Origin of the sequence: Agrobacterium sp. rho-8.1 (assembly GCF_033957725.1) — a bacterium.
In the GTDB taxonomy this organism is placed as follows: domain Bacteria; phylum Pseudomonadota; class Alphaproteobacteria; order Rhizobiales; family Rhizobiaceae; genus Agrobacterium.
This window is the reverse complement of the sequence record NZ_CP192788.1, coordinates 2,347,314-2,373,020: the sequence shown is the minus strand read 5'-3', so window position 1 is coordinate 2,373,020 and position 25,707 is coordinate 2,347,314. Positions and strand designations below refer to the sequence as shown.

At 57.8% G+C, this 25,707-nt stretch carries 27 protein-coding genes; 12 read left to right on the top strand and 15 right to left on the bottom strand.

The window, feature by feature from the left end; translation table 11 throughout:
• Window positions 1–27: 27 nt before the first annotated feature.
• Window positions 28–1,539: a surface lipoprotein assembly modifier gene (locus RMR21_RS11835; RefSeq protein WP_498668203.1), complete on the bottom strand. Its 1,512-nt coding sequence runs from the start codon at window positions 1,537–1,539 to the stop codon at window positions 28–30.
• Between the two features lie 263 nt (window positions 1,540–1,802).
• Between RMR21_RS11835 and RMR21_RS11830 the strand changes: the two genes are divergently transcribed.
• Entirely contained in the window at window positions 1,803–2,798 is a 996-nt protein-coding gene (locus tag RMR21_RS11830) for a KpsF/GutQ family sugar-phosphate isomerase (protein ID WP_498668202.1), read from the top strand.
• 24 nt (window positions 2,799–2,822) lie between these two features.
• On the opposite strand, the gene RMR21_RS11825 is transcribed toward RMR21_RS11830, so the two are convergent.
• The 5 genes from RMR21_RS11825 to RMR21_RS11805 form a co-directional block, all read right to left on the bottom strand.
• Window positions 2,823–3,458, bottom strand: a complete 636-nt coding sequence (locus RMR21_RS11825) for a tetratricopeptide repeat protein (RefSeq protein WP_498668201.1) — start codon at window positions 3,456–3,458, stop codon at window positions 2,823–2,825.
• A 101-nt stretch (window positions 3,459–3,559) separates the two neighbouring features.
• Window positions 3,560–3,685 (bottom strand): type B 50S ribosomal protein L36, encoded by a 126-nt coding sequence (gene ykgO / locus RMR21_RS11820; protein WP_007607121.1) that lies wholly within the window; start codon window positions 3,683–3,685, stop codon window positions 3,560–3,562.
• 127 nt (window positions 3,686–3,812) lie between these two features.
• On the bottom strand, window positions 3,813–4,922 hold the full coding sequence (locus RMR21_RS11815; RefSeq protein ID WP_498668200.1) for a 5-(carboxyamino)imidazole ribonucleotide synthase: 1,110 nt from the start codon (window positions 4,920–4,922) through the stop codon (window positions 3,813–3,815).
• Complete coding sequence (gene purE / locus RMR21_RS11810; protein ID WP_498670151.1) at window positions 4,919–5,386, bottom strand: 5-(carboxyamino)imidazole ribonucleotide mutase; 468 nt, start codon at window positions 5,384–5,386, stop codon at window positions 4,919–4,921. The genes RMR21_RS11815 and purE overlap by 4 nt, the downstream gene beginning before the upstream one ends.
• Window positions 5,387–5,432: 46 nt before the next feature.
• Window positions 5,433–5,636 carry a YdcH family protein gene (locus RMR21_RS11805; RefSeq protein WP_498670150.1) on the bottom strand — a complete coding sequence of 68 codons (204 nt, stop codon included), beginning with the start codon at window positions 5,634–5,636 and terminating at the stop codon, window positions 5,433–5,435.
• 236 nt (window positions 5,637–5,872) lie between these two features.
• Between RMR21_RS11805 and RMR21_RS11800 the strand changes: the two genes are divergently transcribed.
• Window positions 5,873–6,049, top strand: coding sequence for a YdcH family protein (locus RMR21_RS11800; protein ID WP_111837586.1), 177 nt, complete (start codon window positions 5,873–5,875; stop codon window positions 6,047–6,049).
• A gap of 111 nt (window positions 6,050–6,160) precedes the next feature.
• On the opposite strand, the gene RMR21_RS11795 is transcribed toward RMR21_RS11800, so the two are convergent.
• Complete coding sequence (locus RMR21_RS11795) at window positions 6,161–6,928, bottom strand: sulfite exporter TauE/SafE family protein (protein ID WP_498668199.1); 768 nt, start codon at window positions 6,926–6,928, stop codon at window positions 6,161–6,163.
• A 106-nt stretch (window positions 6,929–7,034) separates the two neighbouring features.
• On the opposite strand from RMR21_RS11795, the gene RMR21_RS11790 reads away from it, so the two are divergent.
• From RMR21_RS11790 to RMR21_RS11765, 6 genes are all read left to right on the top strand, one after another.
• A complete protein-coding gene (locus tag RMR21_RS11790) occupies window positions 7,035–7,688 on the top strand; it encodes a thiamine phosphate synthase (protein ID WP_498668198.1) in 654 nt (217 codons plus the stop codon).
• 8 nt (window positions 7,689–7,696) lie between these two features.
• Window positions 7,697–8,899, top strand: a complete 1,203-nt coding sequence (locus RMR21_RS11785) for a tetratricopeptide repeat protein (RefSeq protein ID WP_498668197.1) — start codon at window positions 7,697–7,699, stop codon at window positions 8,897–8,899.
• A 142-nt stretch (window positions 8,900–9,041) separates the two neighbouring features.
• Complete coding sequence (locus RMR21_RS11780; protein ID WP_498668196.1) at window positions 9,042–9,842, top strand: inositol monophosphatase family protein; 801 nt, start codon at window positions 9,042–9,044, stop codon at window positions 9,840–9,842.
• A 308-nt stretch (window positions 9,843–10,150) separates the two neighbouring features.
• Window positions 10,151–11,170 carry a flagellar motor protein MotA gene (locus tag RMR21_RS11775; RefSeq protein WP_498668195.1) on the top strand — a complete coding sequence of 340 codons (1,020 nt, stop codon included), beginning with the start codon at window positions 10,151–10,153 and terminating at the stop codon, window positions 11,168–11,170.
• A gap of 2 nt (window positions 11,171–11,172) precedes the next feature.
• Window positions 11,173–12,204, top strand: coding sequence for a peptidoglycan -binding protein (locus tag RMR21_RS11770; RefSeq protein ID WP_498668194.1), 1,032 nt, complete (start codon window positions 11,173–11,175; stop codon window positions 12,202–12,204).
• Window positions 12,205–12,414: 210 nt separating this feature from the next.
• Window positions 12,415–14,061: an FAD-binding dehydrogenase gene (locus RMR21_RS11765; RefSeq protein ID WP_498668193.1), complete on the top strand. Its 1,647-nt coding sequence runs from the start codon at window positions 12,415–12,417 to the stop codon at window positions 14,059–14,061.
• On the opposite strand, the gene RMR21_RS11760 is transcribed toward RMR21_RS11765, so the two are convergent.
• Window positions 14,058–15,869, bottom strand: coding sequence for an ABC transporter transmembrane domain-containing protein (locus RMR21_RS11760; protein WP_498668192.1), 1,812 nt, complete (start codon window positions 15,867–15,869; stop codon window positions 14,058–14,060). The two genes, RMR21_RS11765 and RMR21_RS11760, sit on opposite strands and share 4 nt — an antisense overlap.
• Window positions 15,870–16,121: 252 nt before the next feature.
• Between RMR21_RS11760 and rpmE the strand changes: the two genes are divergently transcribed.
• On the top strand, window positions 16,122–16,343 hold the full coding sequence (gene rpmE / locus RMR21_RS11755) for a 50S ribosomal protein L31 (RefSeq protein WP_045228450.1): 222 nt from the start codon (window positions 16,122–16,124) through the stop codon (window positions 16,341–16,343).
• A gap of 224 nt (window positions 16,344–16,567) precedes the next feature.
• Here rpmE and rcdA read toward each other — a convergent pair whose 3' ends face one another.
• From rcdA to RMR21_RS11740, 3 genes are all read right to left on the bottom strand, one after another.
• Window positions 16,568–17,083, bottom strand: a complete 516-nt coding sequence (gene rcdA, locus RMR21_RS11750; RefSeq protein ID WP_174153882.1) for a protease adaptor protein RcdA — start codon at window positions 17,081–17,083, stop codon at window positions 16,568–16,570.
• 354 nt (window positions 17,084–17,437) lie between these two features.
• On the bottom strand, window positions 17,438–17,632 hold the full coding sequence (locus tag RMR21_RS11745) for a DUF1192 domain-containing protein (protein WP_498668191.1): 195 nt from the start codon (window positions 17,630–17,632) through the stop codon (window positions 17,438–17,440).
• Entirely contained in the window at window positions 17,629–18,903 is a 1,275-nt protein-coding gene (locus tag RMR21_RS11740) for an MFS transporter (protein WP_498668190.1), read from the bottom strand. Before RMR21_RS11740 ends, RMR21_RS11745 begins: the two co-directional genes overlap by 4 nt.
• A 132-nt stretch (window positions 18,904–19,035) precedes the next feature.
• Here RMR21_RS11740 and RMR21_RS11735 point away from each other — a divergent pair, with 132 nt between their 5' ends.
• Entirely contained in the window at window positions 19,036–19,191 is a 156-nt protein-coding gene (locus tag RMR21_RS11735; RefSeq protein ID WP_498668189.1) for a hypothetical protein, read from the top strand.
• Window positions 19,192–19,292: 101 nt separating this feature from the next.
• On the opposite strand, the gene RMR21_RS11730 is transcribed toward RMR21_RS11735, so the two are convergent.
• The 3 genes from RMR21_RS11730 to RMR21_RS11720 form a co-directional block, all read right to left on the bottom strand.
• On the bottom strand, window positions 19,293–20,318 hold the full coding sequence (locus RMR21_RS11730; protein ID WP_498668188.1) for a class I fructose-bisphosphate aldolase: 1,026 nt from the start codon (window positions 20,316–20,318) through the stop codon (window positions 19,293–19,295).
• A gap of 217 nt (window positions 20,319–20,535) precedes the next feature.
• Entirely contained in the window at window positions 20,536–21,738 is a 1,203-nt protein-coding gene (locus RMR21_RS11725; protein WP_498668187.1) for a phosphoglycerate kinase, read from the bottom strand.
• 75 nt (window positions 21,739–21,813) lie between these two features.
• A complete protein-coding gene (locus tag RMR21_RS11720; RefSeq protein ID WP_498668186.1) occupies window positions 21,814–23,688 on the bottom strand; it encodes a potassium/proton antiporter in 1,875 nt (624 codons plus the stop codon).
• 324 nt (window positions 23,689–24,012) lie between these two features.
• Between RMR21_RS11720 and RMR21_RS11715 the strand changes: the two genes are divergently transcribed.
• On the top strand, window positions 24,013–24,294 hold the full coding sequence (locus RMR21_RS11715; protein ID WP_498668185.1) for a ribbon-helix-helix domain-containing protein: 282 nt from the start codon (window positions 24,013–24,015) through the stop codon (window positions 24,292–24,294).
• Window positions 24,291–24,599 (top strand): type II toxin-antitoxin system RelE/ParE family toxin, encoded by a 309-nt coding sequence (locus tag RMR21_RS11710; RefSeq protein ID WP_498668184.1) that lies wholly within the window; start codon window positions 24,291–24,293, stop codon window positions 24,597–24,599. Before RMR21_RS11715 ends, RMR21_RS11710 begins: the two co-directional genes overlap by 4 nt.
• 74 nt (window positions 24,600–24,673) lie before the next feature.
• On the opposite strand, the gene gap is transcribed toward RMR21_RS11710, so the two are convergent.
• Window positions 24,674–25,684: a type I glyceraldehyde-3-phosphate dehydrogenase gene (gap, locus tag RMR21_RS11705; RefSeq protein WP_498668183.1), complete on the bottom strand. Its 1,011-nt coding sequence runs from the start codon at window positions 25,682–25,684 to the stop codon at window positions 24,674–24,676.
• Window positions 25,685–25,707 lie beyond the last annotated feature (23 nt).

The following is a 25,707-nucleotide window of genomic DNA, read 5'->3' as shown; positions in this document are numbered from 1 at the left end:
GGCCTTCGTGCCGGGATTTTTTATGCCTCAACGCTTCAACGTCAGGCCTGCACCGATGCGCCATGTGCTGTTATCGGTCACCGGCGTCGTCTCGTAGCTGATGTCGGTGGTGAAATCGAGATAGCGATTGATGCTCCAGGTCAGCCCGGCACCGATGAGATATTCGGTCTCGTCTCGCAGAGCCGATGTCAGATAGTTTCGGCGTTCCAAACCTGCGGACAACCTCGCCACGAGATCCCGACGCAATTGCTGTGTCAGTCCGGCGATGAGTTCGCGCGAAACCCAACCGCCTTGTGCGCCGCCTGCAAAGTCCTCGATTGTCGTGCGTAGACCAAGACTGACATCGGTGCCGCGTTGTGGCGACCACACGAGGTTGCCATCCAGTGACATGGCGTTGACCGCCGATAGTCGGCTGTCGTCATATTCCTTGCGCAGATAGCCGATGGCGGCTTCACCGCGTAGCTTTTCACCCAGATCGATCTGCGTGCCGACCTTTGCTCCATAGCTTTGCGAGGAGCGCTCATAGCCTGTGTTGTCGCGGGTCTGGTCGTAATTGGTCAAGCCTGCCGTCGCTTCCAGAAACGGAACCAGTGCAGGTGACAGTTCATAACCCACACGGGCGCGAAGGCCTGCGCCGTAGCGGTCACGGTCGCTCAAGCTGATGGCTTGGCCGTTGACGCCCTTGGCGTCTGTGTAGAGGGTGCGAGAGAGGTCGAGAGCCGCCAGCGCTTTCAAGATTCCGACATTGCGCTCCACCGATGCGCCAGCGGTAAACACGTGCTCGCCGCCCTGCACGGAGGCGCCGGAAACGGCGTTGGGATCATTGGTATCTTCACGGCTGAAGGCATAACCGGCCTTCAGATTGGCCTGCGTGCCGTCGCCCAGATCGAGGCGCAGATCTGCGCCAAGGTTCGCACTCGGCTCTTCTCCCGCACTGCCGCCACCCAGATTGCGCTGATAGGCGCCGTCGCCGGTAATCGTCAATGCGTGACGCGACCAGTCACTGGCCAGCGTGCCGCGAATGCCCGTCGTCAGATAATTGCGGCTGCTCGATCCGCCGGGAAACGTCTTGTTCTCATGGTTTATGGACTGGCTGATGGAAGGGCGCAGCGTCATCGTGCCGATGCGGATGCCCGGTGCCTGGCCGTCGTCGGCCTGGATGTTTTCGCCGCCATCGACCGTCGGCTCATATGGGTTTTGCGGCTCTTCATACACCACCGTTGCTTCATCCGGTGGTTCGGATATAGCTTCACCTGCGGTGGAGCTCGGGCGAAGACTGCCTGTTGTGACATTGTCGGCGGCGGCCTCCGTTCGCGCAGCGTCGCGGGCTGCACTTTCCGGGTCGACAACAGAAAGATCGTTCTGGCCAATGTTGGGATCGGAACTCGTCAAGGTTCGCAGCGATGTTGCGGCCGCAGGCTGAGACGATGAGGACTGAGCAAAAGCCGGATATACCGGGCACAATATGGCGCACGCCAGCAGCGTTGCAGCTGCTTTCCGCCACGTCACCAGACGTTTTGCGGTGTTATCGTGAACCATACGTGCTCTTACCCATCCAGTTCGAATTTTCAACCAATCGCAGACGCTGCATTTTCATTTCGCACGCTCTGCCGAAGAACGGGATAAGCCCATGGTTTTCCTGGCAGAATACACGTTCGGTAACGCTTCGTTGGACTGCCATGGTGCCCGCGCCGGGTTATTTTATGGTTAACAGTCCGTGAAAAGCGATGACGCGATAAAACGGCGTGGTCATCGATATTGGCCGATAGACATGATTTCTCGAAAGGAGTATCAGTCGCGCCATGATTACGAGAGCTGTCACACTGGTGGAAAATCACGCCGTCGAATCGGCTTTGAGGACCATTTCGATTGAAAAGGGTGGTCTGTCTGCGCTGGAAGACGCGTTGCAAGGGGCCTTGGGCGACGAGTTCTGCCGCGCCATCGACGCCATTGGCAAATCGGGCGGTCGCCTCATCATTACGGGCGTTGGCAAGAGTGGCCACATCGGCTCAAAGCTTGCGGCCACTTTTGCGTCCACCGGAACGCCCGCTTTTTTTGTTCATGCGGCTGAAGCCAACCATGGCGATCTGGGCATGATCGGTGGCAACGATGTGGTGCTAGCCATATCCAAGGGTGGTGAGAGTGCCGAACTTCGCAGCATCATTAATTATACAAGACGTTTTTCCATTCCGCTGATCGCGTTGACCTGCGCAAAGCAGGGCTCGCTCGCCAAAGCGTCGGATATCGTGCTTCTCATTCCCGATGAGCAGGAGGCCTGCCCGCACGGGTTGGCGCCGACGACGTCTACGATGATGCAACTGGCGCTGGGCGATGCGCTCGCCGTCGCGCTTCTGGAAGCGCGCAGCTTTACCGCTGGCGACTTCCGGGTTTTCCATCCCGGTGGAAAACTGGGAGCATCACTGACGCTGGTGGGCGATATCATGCACACCGGCGAACGTCTGCCGCTGGTTTCCAAGGGCACATCCATGCCCGAAGCCGTCAGCATTCTGGCGCGCAAACATTTTGGTTGCGTCGCTGTTCTCGATCAAGATGGTCGCTTGTGCGGGATTGTGACCGAAGGCGACATGGCGCGTAATCTCACGCGCAATCTGTCAGAACTCAGCGTTGACGACATCATGACGACGGCACCCAAGGTGGTGACGAAAAACGTGTTGGCGACGGCGGCTCTCGCCACGCTTGAAAAGCATCATATCGGCGCGCTCATCGTTGTTGATGACGACAACCGCCCCGTTGGCCTCGTGCATTTCCACGACCTGCTGCGCATCGGTGTGGCGTAAGATATATCCTATCGGGCACGCTGATTAACTGCGTGTTCCCGCCAGTTTTTCCGTCAGGTCGCTGGCTTCCTTCTGGGCGTCCTTATCTGCCGGGTAGAGCGCCAGATATTGCTCCCAAACCTTCAGCGCCAGCTCATTGCGCTCGTTGCTCTCAAGAATATTGGCAAGACTGGCGAGTGCTGGGAAATAGCGAGGCTCTTTTTCCAGGGTGCTGTTCAGGTCGGACATGGCCTTGCGGGTATCGCCATCGGAATAATGGACGAGGGCGCGGCGGTACCAGGCCTGTGCAAAATCAGGATCGAGATAGATCGCCTGATCAAGAAAATCGTAAGCTGCCGCCTTGCGCTTTTTTTCCGCGGCTTCTTCGGACCATGTCATCATCAGGTTGATGGTGGCACTGCCAGAATCAGTCCATTCGCTGACAATCTCGTTGGCGATGACGCGAGCTTTCTGGGCGTCGCGCTCTTTCTTCAAACTTGAGAATAAATTGTCGATGGAGGTTTTGGGCGCTGCTTCTGGTGCAACCGCCGTCTGTTCCGTGGGCGCGCTACTTGCCGGCTCGGCAGCCAGCGCTGCGGTAACATGGCCGGAGGGCAGGGGGCTGAAGGTCAAAAACCCGAGGGCGACTGCAAGGCAGGTCTGAAAACGAAATTGGCGCATGCGGTTAACGTAATCCGCCTGCGCCAATTATGGAATTAAATTCTGCAGTCTATCAACAATGTGATCCGTCTCGACCGGACGGGCACGCGTGCAATCGGTAATCAGCCCTGACGGGCCTTGAAACGTGGGTTCATCTTGTTGATGATGTAGACGCGGCCCTTGCGGCGAACCAGACGGTTATCGCGGTGACGGGCCTTAAGCGCTTTAAGCGAGTTCTTGATTTTCATTTTTCTGGTCCGCAGTTTGGCGTGACGCTTCTTGCCACGCATGTATAAACAATCAAAAACGCGCTACGAGGGCGCGCTTTTTTCGGTTGGCAGGCAAATACCTCGTCAGTCCCAGCCTGTCAACACGCTAAGGCGTATTTTGCCAGGAAAGACTTGGTTTTCCGGGGTTCATCAGCTGTGTGACATGGCCCATCTTGCGGCCTGCACGTGCTTCGGTCTTGCCGTAAAGGTGAACGAGACAATCGTTTTTCGCCAGCCATTGCGGCACCGCGCTGATGTCATCGCCGATCAGATTTGTCATCACGCAGTCTGAATGGCGCTGCGTAGAGCCGGGAGAAAGACCTGCCACGGCACGAATGTGCTGCTCGAATTGGGAGACCACACAGGCTGCTTCGGTCCAGTGGCCGGTATTGTGTACGCGCGGTGCCATCTCGTTTGCCACCAGCGAACCATCCGGCAATACGAAGAATTCGATACCGACCACGCCGATGTAGTCGAGAGCGGCCAGCAGCTTTTCCGCCGATTCCACTGCAACGGTTCTCGCGGCGTCGGAAAGCTGCGCCGGGACTGTCGACGTGTGGAGAATGCCGCTTAGGTGCACGTTTTCTGCCGGATCGTAACAGGTCACCGTGCCATCCTGAAAACGCGCCGCGATGATCGAGATTTCGCGCTCGAAAGGCACGAAGCTTTCCAGAATGAGAGCCACACCACCCAATGCGTCGAAAGCACCGGTCAGGTCTTCGCCGCCCTTGAACACGCGCTGGCCCTTGCCGTCATAGCCCATGCGGCGGGTCTTCAGCACACCCTTGCCACCGAAATCGATCAGCGCGGCTTCAAGGCTTGCCTGATCGTCCACTTGAGCGAAGTCGGCTGTGGGAATGCCGCAATCATTGAGGAAGCGTTTTTCGGTCAACCGGTCCTGCGAGGCGCTGAGTGCTTGCGCTGGTGGATAGACGGGAACGGAGGCAGCCAACGTCTGAGCCGCAACAACAGGGACGTTTTCGAACTCGTAAGTTACGACGTCACACACGTTTGCCAGTTCAGCCAGCGCTTTTTCGTCATCATAGGCAGCGACGATCTGGCGGTTACAGACTTGTGCTGCCGGACAGTCTGCCTGTGGCTCCAGCACGATGGTGCGGAAGTTGAGGCGGGCTGCTGCCATGGCCAGCATTCGCGCCAGCTGACCGCCACCGATAATGCCGATGGTTGCCGATTTTCCGATTACTGCCAAGGTCATTGCGGGGTGTCCATGGGGTATTCCGCAATCGCAGCCGTCTGGCGGGCGCGATATTCATCCAACCGGTCGGCAAGGTCTTCATCGGACAGCGCCAAAACGGCTGCAGCGAGAAGGGCTGCGTTGATGGCACCGGCGCGGCCTATCGCGAGCGTGCCGACGGGAATGCCTGCGGGCATCTGGACGATGGAATAGAGGCTATCCTGGCCCGACATCGTCTTCGATTGCACGGGGACGCCGAACACAGGAAGCGGGGTGAGGGCTGCTGTCATTCCTGGCAGGTGGGCTGCACCACCTGCACCGGCGATGATGACCTTGAAACCCTCCTCGCGCGCGCCGCTGGCGAAGCTGAACATGCGCTCGGGCGTGCGGTGAGCGGAAATGATGCGGGCTTCATATTCCACATCCAGCGCATCCAGCGTATCGGCTGCGTTTTTCATGGTTTCCCAGTCGGACTGGCTTCCCATGATGATGGCGACGGGCGGTGTCTCTGTGCTCAACGGTCTCTCCGTATCAGGCGATGATGTCGGGGATAATATGGTCTTCGATCTGGGTCATCTTGTCCTTGATGACCAGTTTCTTCTTTTTCATTCGCTGAATGCGCAATGCCTCGCAGTTGGTCTGGATCATGGCATTGATCGCGACATCATAGTCTTCATGCTCCTGGCGAAGTCGCGCAAGCACCAGCCGAACGTCGGCCTGATCCTGATCGGGCATCTCTTGTCGTCCCCATTTGATACAGCCGGACCGCCATCCGGCCATTTTGTTTTCGGTCTTCGTGCCTGTACCATCAAATGACGGTAACGGGAAGTTTCCCGTGTCAGCATTTTGCCCCGATATTGCCTTGATTTCTCCTTCGACAACGGCTGTCTTCCATGTCACATTGGTGTCGTAAACCTGAAACTCCAGCGATGGAGCGCTGGAGGTAGGTTCAACAAGGAAGGACGGGCCGCATGACCATTCAGGCTCATATAGCATCGCTGGAAAAGAAACACGGTGCTCTTGAGGAGGAGCTCGAAACTGTTCTCGCTTCCCCCTCTTCGGATGATAAGCAGATTGTGGATCTAAAACGCAAGAAACTGCGCCTGAAGGATGAAATGCAGAGGCTGCAAGCCTCGACCAAGCATTGATCGAATCATATCTTTGTTGCCTGACGTCAGTATAGTTTACGTCGCAGCCTGAAAGCCCGGCTCTGATTGCTCTCGCGATCAGGGCCTTTTGTTTCTGTAATTGTCTCAGTTCTAAAAAGGCAACCCGTCCCACAGAAGCTTCAACGCTGCCAAAAGCGCCATCGTATACATCAGCGGATAAAAAATCGCGGGCTTCATGTATTTCACAATTTTTGCCCCCGCGAAGGTTGCGGCCATGGCAACGGGCAACAGCATGGCTGAGGTGGTGAGGTTGGTGGCATCCAGTGCACCAAGGGCAAAATAGGGTATGAGCTTGATTGCGTTCATGATTGCAAAGAAGCGAACGCTCATGCCGGTATAGACTTTCGGGTCCAGTTTCAGCGGGAGCACGTAGATCTGGAAGGGCGGGCCACCGGCATGTGCCACGAAACTGGCGTAACCTGAAAGGGTAGACCAGATCGTGGCCTTTACCGGGTTCTGGCCTTTTGGCTGGATTTCGCGCCCGCCGCGTGCGGTTGCATAGGCTTCGAAGAAATAGCGTGCGACGAATATAATCGTGACGCTCGCCACCATAAGGCGCATGGTATCGGGAGAAATCATGCTCGACATTGCCCAGCCAAGGGTGATGCCCGCGATCGCCCCCGGAAGCATGATCAAGAGTGTCTGGCGGTGATTGTAGTGACGCCAGACCATCAGCGCGACCATATCCATCACGATCAGAATCGGCAGAAAGATTGCAGCCGCCTGCACAGGCGGGACGGCCAGCGCCATCAAAGGTACACCCATCAATGCCAAAGCGCCCCCGAGCCCGCCCTTGGAAAGGCCGACGAGGATGACTGCCGGTATGGCGACGAGGAAAAAATGGAAATCGGTCAGCATGGATGGACGGTTGATCCTTTCGTCAGTCCGGTTTATCGGAAGTATCACATGAAAACGAGTGCAGATAACGCAGGAAGCGTCCGGTCTGCGGAAAATGGAAAAACCGATGACTGCACCCAAAGACCGCTGCCGACTCGTCCTGATCGTTCCTGCGCACGACGACGCCGATCATCAGGCCAAAACCTTGGAGGATGCATTGCGCGGCGGCGACGTGGCCTCCGTCATCATTCCGCAATACGGTCTCGATGATGCGACATTCCAGAAGCTGGCCGAAACTTTGGTGCCGATCGTTCAGGAAGCGGGTGCCGCAGCGCTTGTGGCGGGCGATAGCCGGACGGCCAGTCGCGTCAAGGCCGATGGTTTGCACGTGAATGGCGGTGCAGAAGCCCTGTCCGAAGCCGTCGAGAGTTTTTCGCCAAAACTCATCGTCGGTGGTGGCAATGCCGATGATCGTCACAAGGCGCTTGAGCAGGGTGAAAGCAACCCGGATTACATGTTCTTCGGAAAGCTGGAAGGCGATATCAAGCCGGAAGCGCATCCCAAGAATGTGGCGCTTGGCGAATGGTGGGCCTCGATGATCGAAATCCCGGCCGTCGTCATGGGCGGTTCGGATGTTGCTTCGGTGGTTGCCGTTGCAGAAAGCGGCGTCGAATTCGTGGCCCTGCGCGAGGCGGTTTTTGGTCACGCTGGCGGCGTGGCACAGGCAGTTGCCGAAGCGAATGCGTTGCTTGACGAAAAAGCGCCACGGTTTGGCGGTTGATACAGGCGATGATCGCTCGTTTCCTTCGTTTCCACCCGTCTGTTTTGGCTCTTGCGCTGGCTTGCGCCTTGATCCCGCACGTCGTTTTTGCGCAAGATGCGACCCTGGCCCAGCCACAGGCCGATTTATTGCCGGGTGTCGGAGCGAACGCACCGCAGCCTGACGTGACGCCGACGGATGGGGATACGGATTTTGGCCCGGCCAAGCCCGATGCGCCTGAGGTTCTGTCGCGTCCCTCCGATCCGAATGCCGATCCGATCCGCAAGGGCCGCGTGGGTGCGGGCGACCAGAAGGATCTGCAGCCGTCCGAAGGTGTGAACGTCTACCAGCGTATGGGCGCCGATCTTCCTGCGCTTCCGCGGGAAAAGAAATTTTTAGGCAAGGTCGATGAAGCCTTCGGTCACTATCAGCGCGGCGAATATGTTCAGGCGTTGTCGAAAGCGCTGACCCGCGCACAGGCTGGCGACGCAGCGGCGCAGACGCTGGTTGCTGAAATGATGTCGCGTGGGTTCGGTATTGCGCGCGACGACAAGACCGCAGCCTTCTGGTACGAGCAGGCTGCCAAGGGTGGCGATGCCGTCGCCATGTTCAAATATGCCCTGCTGCTGATGGAAGGCAAGATCGTCAAGCATGACAAGACACTGGCTGACGATTACATGCGCCGCGCTGCACAAGCGGGAAATGGCGAGGCCGAATTCAACTGGGCGCAAATCCTCGTATCGCAGACGCCCGGACCCAACGGCTTGCAGGCCGCCCTTCCATTTTACGAACGATCCGCTGAAAAGGGCATAGCCGACGCGCAATATGCTGTTTCGCAAATCTATTGGAACCTCAAGGACATCCCGGCCGACAAAAAGGCAAAAGCCCGTGATTGGCTGACGCGCGCGGCAAAAGCCGGTTTTGATACGGCACAGGTTGATCTCGGCGTCTGGTTGATCAACGGCGTGGGCGGCGAGCGGAACTTGGAAGACGGCTTCCGCTGGCTCTATGGCGCTGCCCAGCGCGGCAATGTGGTTGCCCAGAACAAGGTCGCCCATCTTTACATTCAGGCGCTTGGTACCAAGCCCAATCCCGTCGAAGCTGCGAAATGGTACGTGCTGTCACGCCGCGCGGGCCTCAAGGACGCAAGCCTAGAGGATTTCTATCTTGGCATCGAAGAGGATCAGCAGAGACAAGCGATCGACGCCGCGAACCGTTTCCGCCCAACTTGAGTTCAGATCGTCTTTCGGCTTTTTACCTTGAATTCCAGCGCGTTTTGTGGTCTTGAACCGCAAACTTTCAATCAGAAACCGCATTTGCGTGCCTGCCGGAAATCTCGGCTAGCAGGTTCAGCCACCTTTCAGGAACATCGTCATGGCCCGTTCAGCCCTTCTCAACGTCATGGTTCAGGCCGCTCTCAAGGCTGGAAAATCTTTGTCGCGTGACTTCGGTGAAGTGCAGAACCTGCAGGTCTCGGTCAAAGGCCCTGGCGATTTCGTCTCGCAGGCCGATCTGAAGGCTGAGAAGATTGTCCATGACGAGCTGATGAAGGCCCGCCCGACCTACGACTTCCTTGGCGAAGAAGGCGGCGAGGAAAAGGGTTCCGACGGCGCCCATCGCTGGATCGTCGATCCCCTGGACGGAACCACCAACTTTCTGCACGGCATCCCACAGTTTGCCGTCTCCATCGCGCTGGAGCGCAACGGCGAAGTTGTTGCCGGCGTGATCTTCAACCCCGCGACAGACGAGCTTTACACCGCCGAGCGTGGCAGCGGCGCGTTCCTCAATGATCGCCGCATTCGTGTCGCCGCGCGCAAGCAGATTACCGATTGCGTCGTCAGTTGCGGCGTTCCGCATCTGGGTCGCGGCAATCACGGCAAGTTTCTCGTCGAGCTTCGTCACGCCATGGGCGAAGTCGCTGGCATCCGCCGCTTCGGTGCGGCGTCGTTGGATCTCGCTTATGTTGCGGCTGGCCGTCTTGACGGTTTTTGGGAAGCAGAGCTGGCGCCTTGGGACATGGCCGCTGGTCTCGTTCTGATCCGTGAAGCTGGCGGCTTCGTCAGCGACATGAAGGGCGGACAGGACATTCTCGGGACAGGGAGCGTCGTTGCCGGAAACGAATATATCCACAAAGCGCTGAGCGAAGTCATCAACCGCCCGATACCGGGGCGTTGATTGCTGTCATGCCGTCATCCTGGCCTTGAGCCGGAATTCAGCAGTGTTGCGTCTACTGTGCAAAGTAATGTTGTGCGATCAAGGGGTTGATCGTACCGGTCCCGCATAAGATGCGGGATGACGCAAACGGTCCTCTCGACGGCCCTGTTATCAACACACCTTGCATAAACACTTTGGCCTCCGGCTTTTCACTTCAATTCGTCGTAATTTTCCACTAGCGTCCCGTCGTAACAGCGATGACGCGATGCCGAACCGCTTTCAGACGCGTTCACGCGGACGTTGCGGCAGGTCCAGAGGGAATGAGCATTATGGCGGATACGGAACGGCTCGATGTTGGCGTCGAGAGGTCGGTAACGAAAGAATATCATCACAAGCTGTCGAGCCCCACGCCGTTTTTGTGGACTATGGTCCTCTTCCTGATCATCGTCGCCTTCCTCGCTGCCATCCTCTTTCGGCAGGCGCAAACGGCGTTCATGACCAATCCGGGCCTGAACGGCTTCATTCTCGGCGTTCTGGTTATCGGCATCATTCTGGTGTTCACCCAGATTCTTTTGCTTCGCCCCGAGGTGAGCTGGTTCAACCGGTTTCAGGCGGCGGGCACCGTGGACAAGGCCGGACGAGCGCCCAAGCTGCTGGCACCCATGCGCTCGGTTCTCGACAGACGCGCCGAGGTTCGCCTGTCCACCGTCACGCAACGTTCGCTGCTGGATTCGATCGCCACGCGTTTGGACGAGTCGCGCGACACATCTCGCTATCTCATCGGTCTCCTGGTTTTCCTGGGCCTGCTCGGCACCTTCTGGGGCTTGATCGGCACCATCGCTGCCATTAGCGACGTCATTCAGGGGCTTGACCCCACAGCGGGTGATACCAACGACATTCTCTCCTCTTTGAAATCGGGTCTGACCGCGCCCCTTTCTGGCATGGGTACGGCGTTCTCGTCCTCGCTGTTGGGCCTATCCGGCTCGCTCATCCTCGGTTTTCTCGATCTCCAGGCCGGGCGCGCCCAGAACCGGTTTTATACCGAGTTGGAAAACTGGTTGTCGTCCGTGACCGATCCCGGCAATGACGTCGTCAGTGAGGGCCGCTCGTCCAGTCACGGTGCCGTCGGCACAGAACGTTCGCTCGCTGCCATGACCAGCCTTGCTGAGGGTATTCAGGGTCTTGTCAAGAATATGCGCGGTGAACAGCAGATGCTGCGTGACTGGATCGAAGCGCAGCAGGAGGAATCGAAATCCCTGCGCCGTACGCTGGACAGGCTGTCGGCCCGCATGGACGCCGAGCAGAAAAACACCGGCCGCTCCGCTCGCCACGACAACGGGAGCGATTGATCATGGCGCTTGGGCGCAATCGCCGTCGCGATCGTAGTGTCGATTATTGGCCGGGCTTCGTCGACGCCCTGTCGACGCTGCTCATGGCCGTCATGTTCCTGCTCACGGTCTTCGTGCTGGCTCAGTTCATTCTCTCGCGGGAAATTTCCGGCAAGGATGAGGTGCTGAACCGGCTGAACAATCAGATTTCCGAACTGACAGAATTGCTGGCACTGGAAAAGGGCAGCAAGCAGGACATCGAAGATACGCTGGCCAATCTGCAATCCACACTTGCCGTATCGGAAAGCGAACGCTCGCGGCTGCAGTCCCTGCTGGATTCCGGCGCAGGCAACAGTTCCGCCGCCAATGCCCGCGTTGGACAACTGTCTGGTGAACTCGAGGACGCAAGACAGTCCGGCGCACGCGCCTCGGCCCAAATCGATCTTCTCAACCAGCAGATCGCAGCCCTTCGTGCCCAGATCGCCTCGGTCGAATCTGCCTTGCAGGCGTCCGAAGCAAAAGATACCTCCTCGCAGGTCAAGATTGCCGATCTCGGTCGCCGCCTCAATGTGGCGCTTGCCCAGCGCGTGCAGGAACTCAACCGTTATCGCTCCGATTTCTTCGGACGTCTGCGGGAAATCCTCTCGGATCGGGAAAACATCCGTATCGTCGGTGACCGCTTCGTCTTCCAGTCGGAAGTGCTGTTTCCGTCCGGTGGTAACGATCTGAACCCGGATGGTCAGACCGAGATGGCCAAGCTCGCGACTGCCATCGTTGATCTCGCCAAGGAAATTCCGCCCGAAATCAATTGGGTGCTGCGTGTGGATGGCCATACCGACAACGTCCAGCTTTCAGGCAATGGCCGTTTCCGTGACAATTGGGAACTCTCGTCAGCACGCGCGACCTCGGTGGTAAAGTACCTCGTTTCCAAAGGCGTTCCGGCCAATCGCCTCGTCGCTGCCGGTTTTGGCGAATACCAGCCGTTGGCAGAGGGCGACACGCCGGAGGCCCGTTCTCAGAACCGTAGGATCGAGCTGAAACTGACGGAGCGGTGAGGGGAGAGGTGCCGCCGCTGGACTGGCTACCGTCTCTGCATAAGTTTGATGGATCGCGTCGCTTTGCCCAGCAGCAAAGGGAGATCGCCCGCCTCTCGTTGGCTCAGTAACGATCACTTCGATGCCACAACCACATGTCGTCCCACTCTCACCCGTTGCATCCTTTTGACGTTTGCGTAAAAGTAAATCGATTCTATCCGGGAGGGGTTGATGGAGCGATTTGACGTTGTTGTCGTGGGCGCGGGACTTGCCGGTCTGGTGGCTGCGACCGAGGCAGCGGAACGTGGGCTGCGGGTTTGCCTGGTGGATCAGGAAGGCGAGCAGAACCTGGGTGGGCAGGCGTTCTGGTCACTTGGCGGGTTGTTCTTCGTTGACAGCCCGGAGCAGCGTTTCATGCGTATCAGAGACAGCCTCGATCTCGCGCGTCAGGACTGGCTGGGTTCGGCGGCGTTCGACCGGCCAGAAGACCATTGGCCGCGCCTGTGGGCCGAAGCCTATCTGAATTTTGCCGCTGGTGAAAAGCGGGCATGGCTGCATCAGCTTGGCATGCGCTGGTTTCCGGTCGTCGGTTGGGCAGAGCGTGGCGGGTCGCATGCCCACGGGCACGGCAACTCCGTGCCGCGCTTTCACGTGACCTGGGGCACCGGTCCAGGGGTTCTGGAGCCCTTCGTGACGAAAGCAAAAGCTTTGGAGGCCGACGGCAAAATCGTCTTCAGGTTCCGCCATCAGGTGGATGCGCTTGAAAATACCAATGGCGTGGTCACCGGGGTGTCCGGGACTGTTCTGGACAACGATCCAGTCCAGCGCGGCGAAACCAGCAACCGCGACAGTATCGGCACCTTCCGTTTTGATGCCTCGGCTGTGGTGGTCACATCGGGTGGCATCGGCGGTAATCATGATCTGGTACGGCAGAACTGGCCGGTTGAGCGGCTGGGCCAACCGCCAGCGGAGATGGTTTGCGGTGTGCCAGCGCATGTGGACGGGCGCATGATCGGCATCACCGAGGCGGCAGGCGGCAACGTCATCAACCGTGACCGCATGTGGCATTATACCGAGGGTGTGAAGAACCACGACCCTATCTGGCCCAATCACGGCATTCGCATTTTGCCCGGCCCGTCGTCCTTCTGGTGCGATGCACGCGGTGATCGCCTGCCAGCACCCGCCATGCCGGGTTTCGATACGCTTGGAACGCTCAAAATCCTGCGCGAACGGAACAGCGATTACAGCTGGTTCATTCTGACAAAGGCGATCATCAAGAAGGAATTCGCACTATCGGGTTCCGAGCAAAACCCTGACCTGACGGACAAGAACATCCGCTTGTTGCTGAAACGTCTGGGCAAGGAGCCGCCGGCCCCGGTCAAGGCGTTCATGGAGCGTGGCGAAGATTTCGCCGTTCGCGAAACGCTGGAGGATCTGGTGGACGCGATGAACGCGATTACCGGCGAGCGAGCGTTGGATGCCGGTCATATCCGCACTCAGATAGAAGCGCGGGACCGCGAGCTCACCAATGGTTTCAGCAAGGATGCGCAGATCACAGCGATACGCGGTGCGCGCAATTATCTCGGCGACAAGCTGATGCGCACCGCAAAGCCGCATCGTCTTCTGGACCCGGCTGCCGGGCCGCTGATTGCGGTGCGGCTGCACATCCTCACCCGCAAAACGCTGGGCGGTCTGCATACCGATCTTCATGGCCGCGTGCTGGATGGGGCAGGTGCGCCCGTGCCTGGACTTTACGCAGCGGGTGAAGTTGCCGGGTTCGGCGGCGGCGGCATGCACGGCTATAACGCGCTGGAAGGCACATTTTTGGGAGGCTGCCTGTTTTCAGGTAGGGTCGCGGGTAGGCGCCTGGGCAGCTAACTCGTTTTTACCAGTGGCACGACCGCCTCGCTTCCGGGTGTTTCGAACTGAAGGCGGGCAAGTTTTGCATAGAGGCCACCCTGTCTGGTGAGGCTCTGGTGGGTGCCTTCCTCGATGATCCGGCCCTCGTCCATGACCAGAATGCGGTCGGCCTTCAGCACGGTGGCGAGGCGGTGAGCGATGACGATGGTGGTGCGCTTCGCAATCAACTGATCCAGTGCCTTTTGCACCAGCGTCTCGCTTTCGGCATCCAGTGCAGAGGTTGCCTCGTCGAGCAGCAGAATGGGTGCATCGCGAAGGATGGCACGGGCAATGGCGATACGCTGACGCTGCCCGCCGGAGAGCGTTACGCCGCGCTCCCCAACGATGGTGTCATAGCCTTCGTCGAGATTGGTGATGAAGCCATCGGCCTGTGCGGCCAAGGCCGCCGCCCGGACATCCTCTCTGCTGGCACTGGGTTTGCCAAAGGCGATGTTGTTGTGGATGGAAGAGGCAAAGATCGCGACATCCTGCGGTACGATCGCCAGCCGGGAGCGTAGCGCTTCCAGCGTGACCGAGCGAACATCGGTGCCATCGACCGTGATGCGTCCACTTTGCGGGTCGTAAAACCGCATCAGCAGCGAAAAGATCGTGCTTTTGCCCGCGCCGGACGGGCCAACGATGGCAACCGTTTCGCCCGCCGCAACCTTGAAGGACAGATCGGCCAAAACAGGTCTGCCCGCGCCTTGCGGGTAATGGAAGCTGACATTTTCGAAGTTCGCTTCGCCGCGAGCCGGGGCAGGCAGGGGAACGGGCGTTGCTGGATCCGTGACGGCGGATTTTTCCTGAAGCAGTTCAGACAGACGTTCGGCCGCACCGCCTGCCTGTGAAAGCTCGCCCCAGACTTCGGAAAGCTGGCCAAGCGAGCTCGCAGCGATGACTGAATAGAGGACGAACTGGCTGAGTGTACCGGCAGAAATCGTGCCGATGAGTACGCCATGCGCGCCATACCACAGGATGGCGACGACGCTGCCGAAGACGAAGCTGATGGCGACAGCCGTCAGGACCGCGCGAGCGCTGATGGCAGAACGGGCGCCAAGGTAGGCTTTCTCGACGGCGTCATTGTAGCGTGCGTTTGCCAGGCTTTCGGCATTGAAGGACTGGATGGTGCGGCTGGCGGATATGGTTTCGGCTGCAAAGGCAGAGGAGGTCGCCAGCGTATCCTGCGTCGTTCTGGACCGCGAACGCACCGAACGACCGAAGGCGATCAGCGGGAAGACGATGAGGGGGATAGCCAGCAGTGCCAGACCAGAGAGGCTAGGGCTGGTATAGACCATCATCACCACTCCGCCGAGACAGAGCAGGATGTTGCGCAGTGCCTGCGACGCAGACGAGCCGAAGGCCGAGCGGATCTGCACCGTGTCTGCGGTCAGGCGAGAGGCCAGTTCACCGGAGTGGTTGACGTCGAAAAAAGCCTGGGAGAGCGATGTGAGATGCGTAAACACATCACGGCGCAGATCGGCCACGATTCTCTCACCGATCGACATGACGTAATAATAGCGCATGGCACTGGCCAGCGCGAGCACGACGGCAATGGCCAGGAGGACGGCGAAATAGCTGTTGATCATCGCCCCATCTGCTCCTTCGAAGCCATGGTCGATGATGCGACGAACGGCGAGCGGCAGGGCAAGCGTGGTGGCCGACGACAGGACGAGCGCAAAGACGGCAGCAGCCACCAGCCCGCGATATCGCTTCAGATAAGGCAGCAGGCTGGCCAGCGGTTTCGGCGTCTTGCGCGCGGACGGTTTCTGGTCCTGAATGTCTGCCACGATCTACTCCTGCATCTGCCGGCTGGACGAATGGCTTTTGCCAGCCCGCCGCAAAGCTCAGCATCTTTTTGTATGTCGCCAAGTGTGAAGCCAAGCATCGGCAGGCACTTGTTATCTCGGCGACCTTCATGTATAGGCTCCGCATCGAATTGGGAAGCCCTGGCCAAATGGTCTGGAGCTTCATTATTGAATTGGCTCAGTTGACGCAATTGCGGCAAATGGTCCGCACGTCACCAAAGCAGGAAGATTGTCATGAAGGCTGAAATTCATCCCGACTATCACATGATCAAAGTGGTCATGACCGATGGCACAGAATACGAAACACGCTCCACATGGGGTTCCGAGGGTCAGGTCATGAACCTCGAAATCGATCCGACGTCGCACCCAGCATGGACCGGCGGCAACCAGCAGTTGATGGACCGTGGCGGTCGCGTTTCCAAGTTCAACAAGCGCTTTGGCGGCCTCGGCCTCTAATCCTCTTGAATATCGAGACTGCAAAAAACCCCGGAGTGATCCGGGGTTTTTTATTGTTGGATGTTGGGATTGGTTGCGTTTCTGCTCTTGAGACAGAAGTCTGCAAATCGGCCCCAGATTGAAACGATGCCGCGGATTTCAAGAGGAGAGGCTACGATGTGGATATTGCGGAAACAAAAAAAGCAGGCCGAAGCCTGCTTTTCTCATTTTCAGTATCCAACGGCTTAGTTGCCGGAAAACGCAGTCCGCAGCAGGTTGAGCTGGGCCTGTACGCTGTTTTCGTTGTCTGGAACCTTGTTGGCTTCAGATGGACGGTAGATTTCGCGATCCAGCAGAGCGACGCGGTTCTGAAGACGAAGCGAACGCTCGACCAGATCTCGGAAGGATTCAGGCAGGTCGCCCCAGCCCGGTGCGCTACGATCAACGTTGAAGTTGTCGAGACGAACCTTGTTCTTTTCGCTCAGAACCTGATCCCGGCTCATTTCGCCGTTGTTCACAGCGCGCTGGAGAAGAAGCCAAGACGCCATCTGCATGAGGCGCGTGGTCAGACGCATCGACTCTGCCGCGTAGAGAACCGAGGCCATCCTCGGCAATACTTTGGAAGCAGCACGTCCGGAACCGTCAAGGTAAGTCGCCGTTTCTTCCACCAAAGTCATTCCCTCGGAATAGAGAGATTTAAACTGGTTGGATGCCGCAGCACGGCCTGCAAAACTTATGGTATTCAAAACCTGTTCTGACATTTTTTCGGATCCTGCTTACGCACCATACTAAGGCAACGGGACAGAGGCTTAATAGTTCCGGCCTCTTTGTGTTTTCAGGATGATATCAATAACGCAAATGCGCAAGCTGATTATTAAAGAAAGGTTAATACCCACAGCTTTGGTAATATTAGGGCGAGACAAAAAAAGAGCCGCAAAAGCGGCTCTCAAGGTAAAACAGGGAGAAAAATCAGACCAAATCGCCGATAGGAGAAACTGCCTGAGGTTCAGCAGGACTGAACATGTATAATATTCACTTAAAAAGCTTAATTTTTCGTTAATGGTAAACGGAAATCTGATCCTTCGTGTAACCTTAATAAAACGTTGCTAAGGATATCAGGATCGAAACAGGCTTTCTGCTGCCTTTCTCCCCGCTGACTTCTTGTCCCGCTCGACCTCCAGACGTTTTATCTCGTCTTGCAAAACATTGATGCGGGCGGTCAGGTCATCGACGGATAAAAGTGCAAGGTCGCCACCGATCACGTGAGTCGTGGCCTGCTGTTTCAACGGTTCATCATCGAAGACGCTCATATTCCAGCTCCTTTTTCCAACTCTGCCTCATCCTCGGGGTATTGCGGTGCACGCGGATCGAGCGAGACGCTTTCAGGTGTAATCTGCGCCATGGCCGTGGTCGAGAAATTGTCTTTCTCTTCCGTTGGCAGCGCCGCACGCTGTCTGGATCGGAACATGGCGTAGGCCGTGATGAGGAGATGCGAGATGGCCGTGACCCAGAACAGGGCATAGGGGCCAAAGGATGTCATGATCGGGCCGCCCAGCGTTGGGCCAATGATGGTGCCAATGCCGTAGAGCAGCAACAACCCGCCCGATACTTTGACGAAATCTTCCGATGACGCGTAGTCGTTGGCATGGGCTACGGCGATGGGGTACAGCGCGTTTGCAGTCGCGCCATAGACCGCGATCATGCCGATCAGCACATAGACATGGCCGGGCTGGATCAGTGTGACCGCAAGGCCTGCAAGTGCCGCCACACCGGAAAGACCCGCCAGCACATATCGCCGATCTATCCTATCTGACAGCTTACCTGCGGGAAACTGCGCCAGGGCGCCGATAAAGATGGTCACACTGACCATGATTGCGATGGTGGTCGGATCAAGTCCCGCACGCGCGCCGAACACCGCGCCTAGCGTTCCGTATGCGCCATTGGCGATGCCGATGAGCAGAATGCCGATAAATGAGACCGGTGAGTTTCGGTAAAGCGCTCGGAGGTCCAGCTTCACCTTCTTCAGGGGTTTTGGACTTTCGGCTTTTGACAGCATGGCCGGCATAATGGCCACGCAATAGATGATGGCGCAGACCATGAAGAGCGATGTGGTGCTCACATTGCCAAAGGGCACGATCAACTGACCCGCCACGACCCCGAACAAGGTAATGGCGATGTAGAGCGAAAAGATCGCCCCACGGCTTTCATTGGTGGCGCGTTCGTTCAGCCAGCTCTCGATGATCATCGATGTGCCTGCGGTGCAGAAACCCGTCAACGCGCGCAGGGCGACCCATGACACGTCGTCGATGAAGAGCCCGGTCAGCAATATGGTCAGGCAGATCAGTGCGACGAAACTGCCGAATGCCCTGATATGACCGGCACGCCGGACGATGGCGGGCGCCACGAAACAACCGACAACGAAGCCTGCGGCCCACGAGGTACCGAGAAAACCCAGCACTTCATTAGAGTACCCTTCTGCCGATCCTCTGACCGGTAGAAGCAGGCCCTGAAGGCCGTTGCCCAGAAACAGAAACAAGGTGCTGGATAAAAGAGCGAATACGGGTAGAAGGTTTCTGCTCATAAGCCACTCTCATGCTAAGCGATTCAAGATGTCAATCTGTGTCGACGACGCGCGAATAGGTTGCCGGTCCTTGGTGAACATTAAACATGTCCAGCCTGTGACGCTGTTTCAATAAAGCCAAAAGGTTTCGGGATGACGAAGGCAATCGGGCTTTTTCTGCTTTTGGCGATGTGCATCCAAATCATCCGCCCGCTCGGCCTGCCAGGTTTGCGTAAGCGTGGCGATTGCTGGAAGATCGCCGTCTCTGCTTTTGTCATCTGGACCCTGGTGCTGTTGCTGCGTCCTTGAGGGTCTATGAAAGGTGCTTGGTTTCACCTGCCTGCACAAACAAAACCGCCCGCAACAGGGTTGCGAGCGGTGTGGTTGGTCAGTTTGGTGAAGAGGTTGGCTCAAGCGGCCTTTTCGACGTCCTGTGTCCAATTACCGAGCGCCGCCAGCGAGTTCATTTCAGCGCGGTGCTGGAAGGCCCGTTGGCCAGCGGCGACGTTTTCAGCCTTGCCGCCCCAAGCCTTGAGCGCCGTATCCTGCAGTGCACGACCGTAGGAGAAGGTCAGCGCCCATGGCAGGTCGTAACCTGCGTTCATGGCCGAGAGATGCGCGGTTGCTTCTTCCGCGGACTGGCCGCCGGACAGGAAGGCGACGCCCGGAACGGCGGATGGCACGGTGGCTTTCAAAACCTTGACCGTCTTTTCCGCCACTTCATCGACAGATGCCTTGCGGGCGTTCTTGCCGTCGATGACCATATTCGGCTTGAGGATCATGCCTTCGAGGTTTACGCGGGCGTCGTAGAGATCGGTGAACACGGTGCGCAGGACCCATTCGGTGACTTCGGCGCAACGGTCGATGCTATGGGTGCCGGGTTCACCGTCCATCAGCACTTCAGGCTCAACGATGGGAACGATGCCAGCCTGTTGGCAAAGCGCTGCGTAACGGGCGAGCGCCTGTGAATCAGCCTTGATGGAGCCCCATGTTGGCAGTCCATCACCAATGTTGATGACGCCGCGCCATTTGGCAAAGCGCGCACCGGCCTCGTAATATGTCTTCAGGCGATCAGCGAGGCCATCGAGGCCTTCGGTGACTGTCTCACCGGGAAAATACGCCTGCGGCTTCGCGCCAGTGTCGACCTTGATACCCGGAATGCTGCCCGCGGCCTTGATGATGTCAACGAAAGGCGTTCCGTCGGCAGCCTTCTGGAAAAGCGTTTCTTCATAAAGGATGACGCCGGAGATGCACTCCTTCATCGCTTCGTCTGTGCGAAACAGCATTTCGCGGTAATCGCGGCGGCTGGTTTCCGTGGATTCGAGGCCGATGCCGTCAAACCGCTTCTTGATGGTGCCGGTCGATTCGTCCGCAGCCAGCAGACCCTTGCCATTAGCAACCATTTTCACTGCGATATCTTCAAGACGCTCAGTCATTTTCAATCTCCCTTGGCACAATGAATTCGGGTTAACAGAACTTCCGAGGCAGGAAAATGGCAGGCTAAATCATTGAAACGATTGAAATGATTTCAATCGTTTGAAACTTTAGGAAATCTTTAAAATTTTTTAAATGTGGGGTTGGCAGATTTTTTCCGCCGTCATCCTCGGGTCAAGCCAGAGGATGACGGTGAGTGTGGTGGATAAGACGATATTCTTACTTCTGTTCGTTCAAAATAGCGACGCCTGGCAGAACCTTGCCTTCCATCCATTCCAGGAACGCACCGCCTGCGGTGGAGATATAGGTAAAGTCGTCTGCGACGCCTGCGTGGTTCAGCGCTGCTACCGTATCGCCACCACCGGCGACGGAAACGAGTTTACCGTTTCTCGTGCATTCTGCAGCGTGCTGGGCCGCGGCAACGGTCGCCGTGTCGAAGGGGGCGATTTCGAAGGCACCGAGCGGGCCGTTCCAGACCAGTGTTTCAGCGCGGGAAATCCAACCCTTGATGGCCTCGACGGATTTCGGGCCGACATCGAGGACCATCGCGTCTTCAGGGATGTCGTTGATATCAACGACTTCGTTTTCGGCATTAACCTTGAATTCGCGGGCCACAACGCCGTCTTCCGGCAGCACGATGGCGCAGCCTGCGGTCGCGGCCTCGATCATGATCTGCTTTGCGGTTTCGGCCAGATCATGCTCGCACAGCGACTTGCCGACATGGGTGCCACGCGCCGCAAGAAAGGTGTTGGCCATGCCGCCACCGATGACGAGAGCATCGACCTTTTTCACAAGGTTCATCAATAGATCGATCTTGCTCGATACCTTTGCGCCGCCGACGATGGCAACGACAGGACGGGCAGGCGCGCCAAGGCCTTTTTCCAGAGCTTCAAGTTCAGCCTGCATCGTGCGGCCAGCGTAGGCAGGCAGGTGGCGGGCGAGGCCTTCGGTGGAGGCGTGGGCGCGGTGAGCAGCGGAGAACGCGTCATTGACGTAAATGTCGCCGTTCTTGGCAAGCTCTGCCACGAAGGCGGCATCGTTCTTTTCCTCGCCCTTGTGGAAGCGGGTGTTTTCTAGAAGCAGTATATCGCCGTTGTTCATCTTGGCGACGGCGTCTGCGGCCTGTGAGCCGATGGCTTCGGAAGCAAAGTGAACGGTGTGACCCAGGACGGCTTCGACTGATGAAACGACGAGGGAAAGCGACATATCGGCAACGGGCTCACCCTTCGGGCGACCGAAATGGGCAAGCAGAATGACCTTCGCACCCTTTTTCGACAGTTCGAGGATCGTCGGCGCAACGCGTTCGATGCGGGTCTTGTCCGTTACCTTGCCGTCAGCAACGGGAACGTTGAGATCGACGCGGACGAGGACGCGCTTTCCAGAGATGTCGGTGAGGTGATCGAGGGTCTTGAAGGCGGGCATATATCGATCCTGATATCGTTGAACGGAATGGCTTTGCGCGCGACCATACTATGCCTGACCGGTGGTGCAAGTCGCTCAGTCATCATTTTCTGCCTGGCCCGTACTGGGTGTCTGCACCGGTATCTTGTTACCGGAGGCCATCATCGTGCGGGTTCGTTTTCGTTTCGCCAGACGGGCGCGGCTGCGCTGGACGATTTCCTTCAGATTGATGAAGACGGGGAGTTCCGTGGCCGGCTCCACGGGCTCCAGCGAGATGCCGACGCTGGAGATGGCATGGTTTTCATCGAGATCGCGGACAATCAGAATGAGGGAACCCAGCCGCACCCGGTCTGCATATTCCGCTTTCCCACCAAAGCGGTTCTGGATGAGTTCGCCAACGGTCAGCGATAGTTCCTGAGGAGAGAGCAGGCCGGGACCGTATGATGCATCCAGTTCTTTTGCCGGACGTTGCGGCGAGATGGCAAAGGTACCGAAAATATCCTCGTCGTCCTTTGTCACCGGCTTGGCGCTGGCAAATAACCGGTCGAGAAGGCGCGTGTAGCTGGGCATGACGAAGAGATAGACCAGATCTTTTTCCCGCAGTCGGCCCGCATATTGATAACGGATGGATTTGCCGTCCCGCACCACCAGTGAAGGCATGGCCCAACGTGGAATCCGCTCGCCCTGCAGCACGGCACTGCCTTTGGCGACCCTGTAGGAGATGAGTTCGTGGTTGGCAGTGCCGGGCAAGTCCACCTCCAGCTTGTCCACATCGCCCATGCGTGGCGGGACGATGAGACCCAGCCGTGTGGCGACTGGCTTGATGGTCCAGCCCTGTATCAGAAGCGAGACAAGCACGATGATGAAGGCGGCGTTGAAATAGGTCTCCGCGCCGTCCAGCCCGCCCAAGGCTGGAAGGATGGCGAGTAGAATGGACACCGCGCCACGCAGGCCGACCCAGGCAACGAAAGTCGTCTCCTGCTGGGTATAGTTGAACGGCAGCAGGCTAAGCCAGACCGCAAGTGGCCTTGCGATGAAGATCAGAAACAGTGCTAGCAGGACCGCAGGCACGATAATGGCCGGAAATTGCGAGGGTGTGGCGAGAAGGCCGAGCATCAGGAACATGATGATCTGCGCCAGCCACGTCATGCCCTCGTGAAATCTGCGGATGGCGCCTTTGGCAAAGACGGTGCGGTTGCCAGCAACGATGCCCGCCACATAGACCGCCAGAAAGCCGCTGCCATGTAGCGCGCCGGTGAAGGAAAAGACGAGCAGCGCCAACGCCAGTACGAGGATCGGCACCAAGCCTCGGTCCACCTGGAAGCGGTTGACGACGTTGGCGATCATCAGTCCGCCGAGCACACCGAAGATGACGCCAAGCCCCATTTCCTGCACGAACAACAGAAGAAAGCTGGTGTCGAAACCTGCGAGGCCCTGACCCTTGGCCACGACCTCCACCAGCGCGACTGTCAGAAAGATGGCCATCGGATCGTTGGTGCCGGATTCGACTTCAAGTGTCGAACGCACCTGATCGCGGATGTGGATGCCGCCGATGCGCAGGAGGAAGAACACCGCGGCTGCATCTGTGGAGGCCACGATGGACCCGAGCAACAAGCCTTCCAGCCAGGAAAAGCCAAGCAGAAGCGCTGCAGCGCCCGCGAAAAAGACCGAGGTCAGCACCACGCCAACGGTGGCCAACGCGATAGATGGACCTGCCGCCAGCCTGAAGGACTGGAGGGAGGTGCCAAAACCGGAATCGAACAGGATAACGGCCAAGACCAGCGATCCCAGCATATAGGCCAGCGGGTTGTTGCTGAAATGAATGCCCAGCCCATCCGTACCTGCGGCGAGACCAATCATCAGGAAAAGAAGCAAAAGAGGCGCGCCGAAGCGGTAGGCGATCAGGCTTGAAAATGCGGCAACGAGAACAAGGACGGTGGCGACCAGCAGCAATATGTAAAACGATTCCAAGCATACGTCCTTTTGCCAAGGTCGTTACAAAGCATGCTCTGCACGTCAGCAGTCAATCCGGCCCGGGTGTTGGACGGCCTTGGCGCACGGATGTGCGCAGGGCAGGGCAAGGCGGGTGTATCGATTGATACGGCAGGGCACGATGCGCATTGCACGCGACCGAATCCCTAGCCTCGATTTTTCCGGGGGAAAGTGGACCAGAGCAAGGCGGTGGCGGAAAAAATGAGGGATAGGAAGCGAAGGATAGTTTCTGACGGCGAGGCGATGTGTAGGATTTAATCGTGTCGTATGGTAGGATGCGTTTAAACACGGAAAGGCAACACGATGCGGACGACGAGATCACTGAGTGTCACTTTGCCCCTCGATATGGCGGAGATGGTAAAATCGAAGGTCGCGTCTGGTGAATACGCGACGGAAAGCGAAGTTGTTCGTGATGGACTGCGCACGCTAGCCGCGCGTGACTTGGCCGTGGAGCGATGGCTGAAGGAAGACGTTGCGGCTGCCTATGATGCGCATAAGACCGGACCCCAACGTGCATCTTTGTTGAAGGACAGCATTTCAAATCTGCGCCGTCATTTTGATGACATCGATAACGGCGAGAAATGAAGCGTTACGTTGTCCGTTTGTCGCCGGAGGCAGAGGCCGACCTCGTTGAGATTTATCGTTATGTAAGCGCCACTTCTATGTCGACTCCTGTCGTGCGACAGTATGTCGGTCGTCTCACATCCTATCTGGAATCGTTTGATGTTTTCCCTGAGCGTGGAAGCCTGCGCAGCGATGTGAGAGAAGGCCTACGGATCGTGGGGTTTGAGCGCAGCATCAGTGTGGCGTTCGTTGTCGAGCATGACAGTGTTATCATCCTACGACTTGCACAGCACGGTCAACAATTCGATTTATCTGAAATAATATAAACAAAACGCAATAAAACACAAAACCCGGCAGGATCGCTCCCGCCGGGTTTTGCTTACTCGTACTCTGCGAAAAATCAGATGGTTTTCGCCAGTGCCACTGCCGTGTCGGACATGCGGTTGGAGAAGCCCCATTCGTTGTCGTACCACGTCAGAATACGCACGAAGTTGCCTTCCATGACCTTTGTCTGGTCCGTTGCAAAGATGGAAGAGTGGCTGTCGTGGTTGAAGTCACGGCTGACCAGCGGCTCGTCGGTGTAACCAAGGATGCCCTTGAGCTTGCCGTTGGAAGCAGCCTTGATGGCTTCGTTGATTTCTTCGATCGTCGTTGCCTTCTTGGCCACGAACTTGAAGTCGACGACCGAGACGTTGGGTGTTGGAACTCGGATCGAGGTGCCGTCGAGCTTGCCCTTGAGGTGCGGAAGAACGAGGCCGACAGCCTTAGCGGCGCCAGTCGAGGTCGGGATCATGGACAGGGCTGCGGCGCGGGCGCGGTACAGGTCCTTGTGCATGGTGTCCAGTGTTGGCTGGTCGCCCGTGTAGGAGTGGATCGTGGTCATGAAGCCATGATCGATGCCGACGACGTCATCGAGAACCTTGACGACCGGCACGAGGCAGTTCGTGGTGCAGGATGCGTTGGAGATGACGAGGTGGTCCTTCGTCAGCTGGTCGTGGTTGACACCGAAGACGACCGTCAGGTCTGCACCTTCGGCAGGTGCCGAGATGATGACGCGCTTGGCACCTGCGGTGAGGTGGGCGGCGGCCTTGTCACGGGCAACGAAAATGCCTGTGCACTCCAGTGCGATATCGACGCCAAGTCCCTTGTGCGGCAGCTGTGCCGGATCGCGCACGGCTGTGACCTTGATCGGTTTGCCACCGGCGACGATGATGGTATCGCCTTCGACCTTCACGTCAGCCGGGAATTTACCGTGGATGCTGTCATAGCGCAGCAGGTGGGCATTGGTTTCGACCGGTCCGAGGTCGTTGATGGCGACCACTTCGATATCCGTGCGACCGGATTCCACGATGGCGCGAAGGACGTTACGGCCGATGCGGCCAAAGCCGTTAATGGCAACTTTTACAGTCATTGAGCTACTCCCTGTCAATATCG

Coding starts and splice junctions, on each gene's coding strand:
- RMR21_RS11835 (WP_498668203.1), bottom strand. CDS start 1,539: ATGGTTCACGATAACACCGCAAAACGTCTGGTGACGTGGCGGAAAGCA.
- RMR21_RS11830 (WP_498668202.1), top strand. CDS start 1,803: ATGATTACGAGAGCTGTCACACTGGTGGAAAATCACGCCGTCGAATCG.
- RMR21_RS11825 (WP_498668201.1), bottom strand. CDS start 3,458: ATGCGCCAATTTCGTTTTCAGACCTGCCTTGCAGTCGCCCTCGGGTTT.
- ykgO (WP_007607121.1), bottom strand. CDS start 3,685: ATGAAAATCAAGAACTCGCTTAAAGCGCTTAAGGCCCGTCACCGCGAT.
- RMR21_RS11815 (WP_498668200.1), bottom strand. CDS start 4,922: ATGACCTTGGCAGTAATCGGAAAATCGGCAACCATCGGCATTATCGGT.
- purE (WP_498670151.1), bottom strand. CDS start 5,386: ATGGGAAGCCAGTCCGACTGGGAAACCATGAAAAACGCAGCCGATACG.
- RMR21_RS11805 (WP_498670150.1), bottom strand. CDS start 5,636: ATGCCCGATCAGGATCAGGCCGACGTTCGGCTGGTGCTTGCGCGACTT.
- RMR21_RS11800 (WP_111837586.1), top strand. CDS start 5,873: ATGACCATTCAGGCTCATATAGCATCGCTGGAAAAGAAACACGGTGCT.
- RMR21_RS11795 (WP_498668199.1), bottom strand. CDS start 6,928: ATGCTGACCGATTTCCATTTTTTCCTCGTCGCCATACCGGCAGTCATC.
- RMR21_RS11790 (WP_498668198.1), top strand. CDS start 7,035: ATGACTGCACCCAAAGACCGCTGCCGACTCGTCCTGATCGTTCCTGCG.
- RMR21_RS11785 (WP_498668197.1), top strand. CDS start 7,697: ATGATCGCTCGTTTCCTTCGTTTCCACCCGTCTGTTTTGGCTCTTGCG.
- RMR21_RS11780 (WP_498668196.1), top strand. CDS start 9,042: ATGGCCCGTTCAGCCCTTCTCAACGTCATGGTTCAGGCCGCTCTCAAG.
- RMR21_RS11775 (WP_498668195.1), top strand. CDS start 10,151: ATGGCGGATACGGAACGGCTCGATGTTGGCGTCGAGAGGTCGGTAACG.
- RMR21_RS11770 (WP_498668194.1), top strand. CDS start 11,173: ATGGCGCTTGGGCGCAATCGCCGTCGCGATCGTAGTGTCGATTATTGG.
- RMR21_RS11765 (WP_498668193.1), top strand. CDS start 12,415: ATGGAGCGATTTGACGTTGTTGTCGTGGGCGCGGGACTTGCCGGTCTG.
- rpmE (WP_045228450.1), top strand. CDS start 16,122: ATGAAGGCTGAAATTCATCCCGACTATCACATGATCAAAGTGGTCATG.
- rcdA (WP_174153882.1), bottom strand. CDS start 17,083: ATGTCAGAACAGGTTTTGAATACCATAAGTTTTGCAGGCCGTGCTGCG.
- RMR21_RS11745 (WP_498668191.1), bottom strand. CDS start 17,632: ATGAGCGTCTTCGATGATGAACCGTTGAAACAGCAGGCCACGACTCAC.
- RMR21_RS11740 (WP_498668190.1), bottom strand. CDS start 18,903: ATGAGCAGAAACCTTCTACCCGTATTCGCTCTTTTATCCAGCACCTTG.
- RMR21_RS11735 (WP_498668189.1), top strand. CDS start 19,036: ATGACGAAGGCAATCGGGCTTTTTCTGCTTTTGGCGATGTGCATCCAA.
- RMR21_RS11730 (WP_498668188.1), bottom strand. CDS start 20,318: ATGACTGAGCGTCTTGAAGATATCGCAGTGAAAATGGTTGCTAATGGC.
- RMR21_RS11725 (WP_498668187.1), bottom strand. CDS start 21,738: ATGCCCGCCTTCAAGACCCTCGATCACCTCACCGACATCTCTGGAAAG.
- RMR21_RS11715 (WP_498668185.1), top strand. CDS start 24,013: ATGCGGACGACGAGATCACTGAGTGTCACTTTGCCCCTCGATATGGCG.
- RMR21_RS11710 (WP_498668184.1), top strand. CDS start 24,291: ATGAAGCGTTACGTTGTCCGTTTGTCGCCGGAGGCAGAGGCCGACCTC.
- gap (WP_498668183.1), bottom strand. CDS start 25,684: ATGACTGTAAAAGTTGCCATTAACGGCTTTGGCCGCATCGGCCGTAAC.